We start from the raw sequence: 6470 nt of genomic DNA, 5'->3' as shown, positions 1-6470 counted from the left end.
CCCGGACGAATACACCCTCAGCGCCTGATCGAACCAGTCACTGCAAAAGAGCTACACCCAATGCCGATGCCGACCTGATCGGCGGAGTGGAAGGGCCGAATCGCTGATGATCTTCCGCCTCTTGCGTGCGCTGGTCGCGTACGTGGTTCTGCTGGCGGCGGTGCTGGGCTTGCCCATCCTGCTCTACACGCTTGCCGGCCCACCCTTTCCGGACCGGCTGCCCAGCCTGGCGCAGATCGCGAGCACCCTGGCCTCCCCCGATGACGGCACGCTCTTCGTCGCCGCCTTGGAACTGCTCCTCTGGCTCACCTGGGCCCATTTCACCCTCTCAGTGCTCTGCGAGATCGCGGCCAAAGCGCGGGGCCGACGTCTCTCCCCCAGCTTTCCCCGGCTCCCGGGCGTACATCGCCTGGCCGCGTACCTGGTCGCCTCCGCCACACTCACCGTTCTCGCTCCGGGCGTGAGCAACGCCGCAGCACCTCCGCCAGTGGTCTCCATGGCACCTCTGCACCCCCTTGGCCAGGTCGCCGATGAGGCTCCACAGACCTATGAAGTGAAGCAGGGAGACACCCTGTGGAAGATCGCAGACGAGGAACTCGACAGCCCACGACGATGGCCGAAAATCTGGGAAACTCAACGCCCACTCGAAGCAGCCGAGCGGACACACCTTCACGGACCCAGGCCTGATCCAGCCCGGCTGGAACCTCCGCCTTCCCCACAAACGCTCCGAGCCATCCCGCACCGGCTCTGCAGCCGATCAACCGCTCGTAACCGGTAGCGCTTCGACACCGAGCCCCTCCGCGGAACCACGCCCAGAGCCGGCCAACACACACGCCGCACCTGAGCATCACATGACAGAGACCGTGCAGCTATCGTCCGGCTCTCTCGTCGCGGTGGCATACGTTGCCGGGATCAGCACCGCGTTCATTGCCGGTCGGCTTCGTCGGCGCCGCCGCCGGATCCCACCTCAATCTCATGAAGCAGTGACGATCACCCCTGAGCCTGAGGCTCCGCCCGAGATACGTGAACTCCACCGTGCTCATCGCCAGACGTTCGCCCAGCAGGAGCAACCGATGCCCACCGATGGCGAGCTCATACGCCTCGCCGACTCCAACGACGTCCCAAAGCAGGCTCACCTCGGCGAGACTCCCAACGGCCAGCCTGTGTACGTGAATCTCGAGGGACCCGGCACGGGTTTCACCGGCCCCGGTGCCCTCGATATTCTGCGCTACCTGGCCGTTGACCTGCTTCGGCAGTCGAGCAACTACCGCACACAGATCATCATGTGCACGGAACTGGCCTCGAAGCTCCTCGGTCTGCCCGGGCCTGATCTGGACCATGTCGCCGCGACGCTGCCCGGGCTTTTGATCGTCGATTCACACGAGAACGCCCTGCGGCATTTCGAGGAGACGTTCTTCCTGCGCAGGCGGATGGTGGTTGAACGGGATTCCTCCGATGTCGACGAGCTGCGGGAGACGGATCCGGGGGAGGCGCTGCCCGTGGTGCTGCTCGTCACCGAACTCGACGACGAGGTGTACGAGCACGTGACAGCACCGCTTACGTGCGGGCAGAACACAGGGGTCGGGGCCCTGCTCCTGGGCTCCTGGCCAGGTGGTGTCACCCTGCTCGTCTCCGATGCGCACTCCGTGGAAACGGCCGAGGGCCGAGGCTCCGATCGTTTCGCGGGTGCACGGCTGTTGAACATCACGGCGGACGAAGCCGCAGCTCACGTACAGCAGCTCGCTTCCGTGGAGTCGCGAGACGCCCATGAGATAGCCCACCCGCCCGACGACAGCGCTTCCGACTGGCCGGGCACTTCCCTTGTCCGCCTGACGATCCTGGGCCACCCCATGATCCACGTCCGCGACCAAGCACAGTCGCTGTCCTTGAGCTGGCTGCAACTGAACACGCTCACCTATCTCGCCCTGCATCCCAATGGCGTGACCCGAGACCAACTTTGCGCCGCACTGTGGCCGGACGAGTCCGGCAAGGACATTCACAACGCCCTTCGCCACCTCCGGAGCGCGCTCGTCACTGCCACCGGCTACAAGAACCCGGACCCGAAGAAGGCACCCTTCATCAGCGCCTCAACCACCAAGGACTCCGCGATCTATCGTCTCGACCCGCGGCTGATCAGCGTCGATCTATGGGAATACGAAGCCGCGCTTGAAGAAACCAGAATCGCCCCGGGCGCGACGGGCCGTTCCTCCGCGCTGGCCAAGGCCGCAGAGCTCTGCGCAGGCGAACTTGCCCAGGGCCTCACAGCGGAATGGATAGAGGACCAGCGTTATCCGCTGACCCGGTCGCAGGCCGATGTCCTGGCGCAACTCGCGGAGCTTCTCACCGAGGAAGACCCGGAACGGGCGCTCGCGGCGCTGGAGCGGGCACGAAAGCTCGACCCCGACACCGAGGAAACCTACTTCCGGATCATCCGCCTGCAACTGGACCTCGGCAGGCGAGACGATGCGTCCCGCACTGCCGAGTTGCTTCGTCAGCACCAACATGGCTTGGGAATATCGGGGGATTATCAGACGGAAAAGCGACTGGGAGAGATGTTCCGCACATAATCTCTGCTTCTCTCAGTTAACTCCCTACGCCAAGTGGCATCCCCGACATGTTCGCGCGACTCGACCACCTGCGCTAACGGAATCCCTAGTCTTTTGGACCCATTTCTTCGATTCGCTGTTGCCAGTCGCCTACAAGAGTCTTGATCGCCGCAGCCAGCCCGAGGGCAACTGCGGCGACGATGGCTGTGATGATCACCCATTCGACGGCCGAAGCACCGCGACTCGGCGCATTGCGGGCGTTAGAGATGCGTACGGCCAACTGCGCCCGGACATAGATAATAAGGGGATGATTCACCGCGTTCCTCTGGTTTGTTAGAACCTGGCTAGATGCCCGGATTTGTATCCCGCTCCGGGAAGCAAGTCTTATTAGATTTCAACAGCGTCCTTGACGTAATCGTATAGCTACTTAAAGTTATGGTCCTGGATATGTCGGAAGACGGGAGAGCACATGGCTTCATGGGTGAGCAAGGCGATCACCGCGCTGGGCGGAGGCCTGCTGGTGATCGCCGCCATGCCTGCGGCGGCGCAGGCGGCGGGATGGCGCGCAACCTACCAGGACGGCGCGGTAACGGTTCCCGCTGACAGGTCCAGTATCAAGGTCTGCGACGGCAGGAACGACGGGCGCGTCTACAAAGCACAGTGGGGCAACGACGCGCGGGTACAGGTGAGCGGGGTAATGGAGGTAAGGGCTCCTCAGGGCGCCTGTGCCACCGACAGTTCGTTCCTGGGTAACGTCATGGTCTTTAAGATCTGCTGGGGTCGTCTCGGTGGGGACAAACGAGTGATCTGGGAGCGCTGCGGGGCTCCCCAGTGGGTAACGGCGAAGCCGGACTGGTGGGGCAAGAAGTAAGAGGTTCGTGAGCGGCAATGCGCTCGCAGAGGTGGGGCCGACGCGCAAGACGTGCGAGTTCCCGGTTGTGCCTTGACGGCGCTGCCGGGGACTCACGGGCTTGCCGACTTTCGGGTTGATTTCGATCCGCATCACCTCGTAGGTAAATCCGCCCCGTTCTATGCGAAAGCCAGGGCGCGGAAGGCGTTACGAATCTCGGTGAGTGGCTGGCGGTCACGTCCGTAGTACAGCTTGTTGGTGAGCAGAATGGCCCAGCGTCTCTGTTCCGGGGAGACCCACATTCCGGTGCCGGTGAAGCCGTAGTGCACGTAGATGTCGTCTCGTGCCGAGGTGCCTGGGGCCGGGTGCCAGAACAGGCCGCGGGCGGGCTCGAGATCGCGGGTGTGGATCTGGAGGGACTCCCGCGTCCAGGCAGCACTGAATTCAGGAGCGAGCGTGGAAGGTTCGAGGAGATGGCGCAGGAAGATCGCCAAATCCTCAAGGCTGGAGAAGGCGCCGGCGATGCCGCAGACGCCGCCGAGCAGTCGCGCGGAGAAGTCGTGTGCGGTGCCTTTGAGGTGCTGGCCGGTCTCCTGATCGTTTTCGGTGGGGGCGCAGCGTGGGATGAGGTCGGCTGGTAGCGGGCCGAAGCGGGTGGCGGTCATGCCAAGGGGCTGCCAGACGCGGGTCTGGGCGAGCTGGTCCAGTGGGATACCGGTGAGGTGTTCGGCGAGGAAGCCGAGGATGAGGGCGGCCCGATCGGTGTATTCGATGGCTTGGCCGGGTGGGCGGTGCAGGGGTTCACGCAGGACGCCGTCACGGACGCGATGTGGGTCGGTGCCGTAGAGGTTCTTGAGGTTGGCACGGAGTGGCAGGCCGGCGGTGTGGGTGAGGAGGTGGTGTACGGTCACGTCGCCGAGCTGGTGGCCGTTGAGGTGGGGCATGAGGGCGGCGAGGGGGTCGTGCAGGTTCAGGCGTTGCTCTTCCCAGAGGGTGCCGATGACCGCCCAGACAGCAAGGATCTTGGTGAGGCTGGCGACGTCGAAGACGGTGTCCAGCCGCATCGGGTGGTCCGGCTCTGCGGAGTCGAGTAGCCCGCAGGTGCCGGCGAGCTGGATGCCGTCGGGGTTGCCGACGGCCCAGACAGCGCCGGGATAGACCTTGTCGCGGACGCCTTGGCGAAGGACGTACTCGATGCGGTCCTGCTCGGGCGCCATGGTCTGCCTTTCTGCCGGGTGGTTGTGGTGGCCAGCGTAGTAACGGCTGGGGGTTGTGGCTGGTGAGCGGCGCGGTCTCAGGTGATGTGGTTGCCGAGTGCGGTGAGTGCTGCGGCGGTGTCGCTGATGGGGTAGCGGCGGGCGTTGGTGTATCCGGCGGCTTGTAGGTCGGCGAGCAGAGTGGGGTCGCGGCGCAGCAGGGTCAGCGTGCTGCTGAGCACCGTCGGGTCGGTGAAATCCGTTGGGAGGGCGGTGTCGGCCAGGATGTCGATGAGGCCGGGGACGGGCTGGTAGAGCACGGGCAGGCCGCAGGCTTGGGCTTCGACGGCGACCAGGCCGAAGGCTTCCAAGGTGGTGGAGGGGACGGCGAGGGCGTCGTGCTCGGCGAAGCAGTTCCAGAGGTGGTGGCGGTCGAGCCAGCCCAGGTAGCGGTGTGGGCACCGGAGTTCTTGGAGTCGTGGGGCGAGGGTCGCGTACTGCTCGGTGGGGGCGGCGATGCTCAAGGTCGTGTCACGGTTCTGGGCGCAGGCCTTGGCGAGCGCTCGCACGCCCTTCTCGGTGGTGAGCCGTCCGGCGTAGAGCAGCCGGAAGGGTCTGCCGGTATCGGGTTGGCGTCGGTGAGGGGGCGTCTTGAGCAGGTGGTCGGGGATGCCCCAAGGGATGTGTTCGAGCTTGGCGGAGTCGAGGTGGGGTGCGAGGCGGCGGAGGCTGTCGGCCATCGCGGGTGTCGGGATGACGATCTTGGTGGCGCTGGTGGTGGCGTGGTGAAGGACTTGGTGCTGGGTGTCGTTGCTGGTGGCGAAGAGCAGGTCAGTGCCGTGTACCAGGGCGATGCTCGGCCGGCCGGGGAGAGCACGGATCAGTGCCGGGGTGGCGCCGAAGGTCAGGTGCTGCAGGTGGGTGACGGCGATGTCGCTGGATGTGAGGCGAGCGGTCAGCGCTGTGGTGAGGGCGTGGGTGTAGCGCCAGAAATCGGGGCCGGTGAGACATTTGCCGTCGACTTGCAGGGTTTCGATGGGAGGGTGGGGTGGTTGCCGGCCTAGGAGCATGAAGGTGCGGGCCGGGATGAGCGGGTTGGGGCCGCCGTAGAGGTCGTGGAGGAGTTCCACGCTGCCGCCGGGGCTGCCTGCCGGGAGGTCGAGAGCGGTGGCGATCGAGGTCATGGCTGCTCCTCGGATCTGATCTCGTGGTGGAGGCGGGAGGTGTCGATGGTGGTGCTGACGGCGTATTTGCCGCCGTGGTGCTGGTAGCTGGTGGTGGCGCCGAAGGGCTGGAGGAAGGCGAGCTTGCCGAAGGTCATGCCGGGATAGACGCGGACCGGTCAGGCGACGCGGATTTCCAGGGTCCAGGCGATGGCGTGGCCGGTGTGGCCCAGCGGTGCGGAGACGTGGACCCAGATGCCGAGGGCGCCGATGGTGCGGTTGCCGTTGAGGAGTTGGGCGTAGCGTTCGGAGCAGCTGCGCTCATATGTGAGGCCCAGGTAGAGGGCTCCGGGGAAGAGCACCATGCCGGTGATGGGGATGCGCGCTTCGGTGGTGTGCGTGGGGTGCGCGGCGTCCAGGGCGCCGTGGCAGATCTTGATCTGGCTGCTCAGGCGCCAGTCGTAGGCGTTGGGAGAGATCCTGCGGGGATCGTACGGGTCGATGGTGATGTCGCCGGCTTGGATGGCGGCGGCGATGGCGGGCCCGGTGAGGATCATGAGAGGCCCGCCTGCAGCAGAACGTCGCGCCGACATCACGGTTCGCCACCCGGGCCCGCCAGGCATCAACATCCTGGCCGTGGCTTAACTAAGCGGTATGGGTGTAGCTCTTTTGCAGTGACTGGTTCGATCAGGCGCTGAGGGTGTATTCGTCCGGG

Annotated in this window: 8 protein-coding genes; 3 read left to right on the top strand and 5 right to left on the bottom strand. The window is 65.3% G+C overall.

Annotated features, from left to right (window positions below; translation table 11 throughout):
• Positions 1–106: 106 nt before the first annotated feature.
• Together ACFPZ3_RS68080 and ACFPZ3_RS68075 are read left to right on the top strand one after the other, a co-directional pair.
• Positions 107–778 carry a LysM peptidoglycan-binding domain-containing protein gene (locus ACFPZ3_RS68080; RefSeq protein ID WP_379524976.1) on the top strand — a complete coding sequence of 224 codons (672 nt, stop codon included), beginning with the start codon at positions 107–109 and terminating at the stop codon, positions 776–778.
• Positions 779–983: 205 nt separating this feature from the next.
• The gene (locus ACFPZ3_RS68075; protein ID WP_379524975.1) at positions 984–2567 is read left to right on the top strand and encodes an AfsR/SARP family transcriptional regulator; all 1584 of its coding nucleotides are present in this window, start codon (positions 984–986) and stop codon (positions 2565–2567) included.
• 85 nt (positions 2568–2652) lie between these two features.
• Here ACFPZ3_RS68075 and ACFPZ3_RS68070 read toward each other — a convergent pair whose 3' ends face one another.
• Positions 2653–2862: a hypothetical protein gene (locus tag ACFPZ3_RS68070; protein WP_379524974.1), complete on the bottom strand. Its 210-nt coding sequence runs from the start codon at positions 2860–2862 to the stop codon at positions 2653–2655.
• A gap of 165 nt (positions 2863–3027) precedes the next feature.
• Here ACFPZ3_RS68070 and ACFPZ3_RS68065 point away from each other — a divergent pair, with 165 nt between their 5' ends.
• Complete coding sequence (locus ACFPZ3_RS68065; protein WP_379524973.1) at positions 3028–3417, top strand: hypothetical protein; 390 nt, start codon at positions 3028–3030, stop codon at positions 3415–3417.
• Between the two features lie 158 nt (positions 3418–3575).
• On the opposite strand, the gene ACFPZ3_RS68060 is transcribed toward ACFPZ3_RS68065, so the two are convergent.
• The 4 genes from ACFPZ3_RS68060 to ACFPZ3_RS68045 form a co-directional block, all read right to left on the bottom strand.
• Positions 3576–4613 carry a serine hydrolase domain-containing protein gene (locus ACFPZ3_RS68060; protein WP_379524972.1) on the bottom strand — a complete coding sequence of 346 codons (1038 nt, stop codon included), beginning with the start codon at positions 4611–4613 and terminating at the stop codon, positions 3576–3578.
• A gap of 77 nt (positions 4614–4690) precedes the next feature.
• A complete protein-coding gene (locus ACFPZ3_RS68055) occupies positions 4691–5776 on the bottom strand; it encodes a glycosyltransferase family 4 protein (protein ID WP_379524971.1) in 1086 nt (361 codons plus the stop codon).
• Positions 5773–5913: a hypothetical protein gene (locus ACFPZ3_RS68050; protein ID WP_379524970.1), complete on the bottom strand. Its 141-nt coding sequence runs from the start codon at positions 5911–5913 to the stop codon at positions 5773–5775. The genes ACFPZ3_RS68055 and ACFPZ3_RS68050 overlap by 4 nt, the downstream gene beginning before the upstream one ends.
• A gap of 21 nt (positions 5914–5934) precedes the next feature.
• Positions 5935–6312, bottom strand: a complete 378-nt coding sequence (locus ACFPZ3_RS68045; protein WP_379524969.1) for a dCTP deaminase — start codon at positions 6310–6312, stop codon at positions 5935–5937.
• Positions 6313–6470 lie beyond the last annotated feature (158 nt).

The organism is Nonomuraea insulae (genome assembly GCF_042656245.1).
This window is presented reverse-complemented; position numbering and strand designations above follow the sequence as displayed.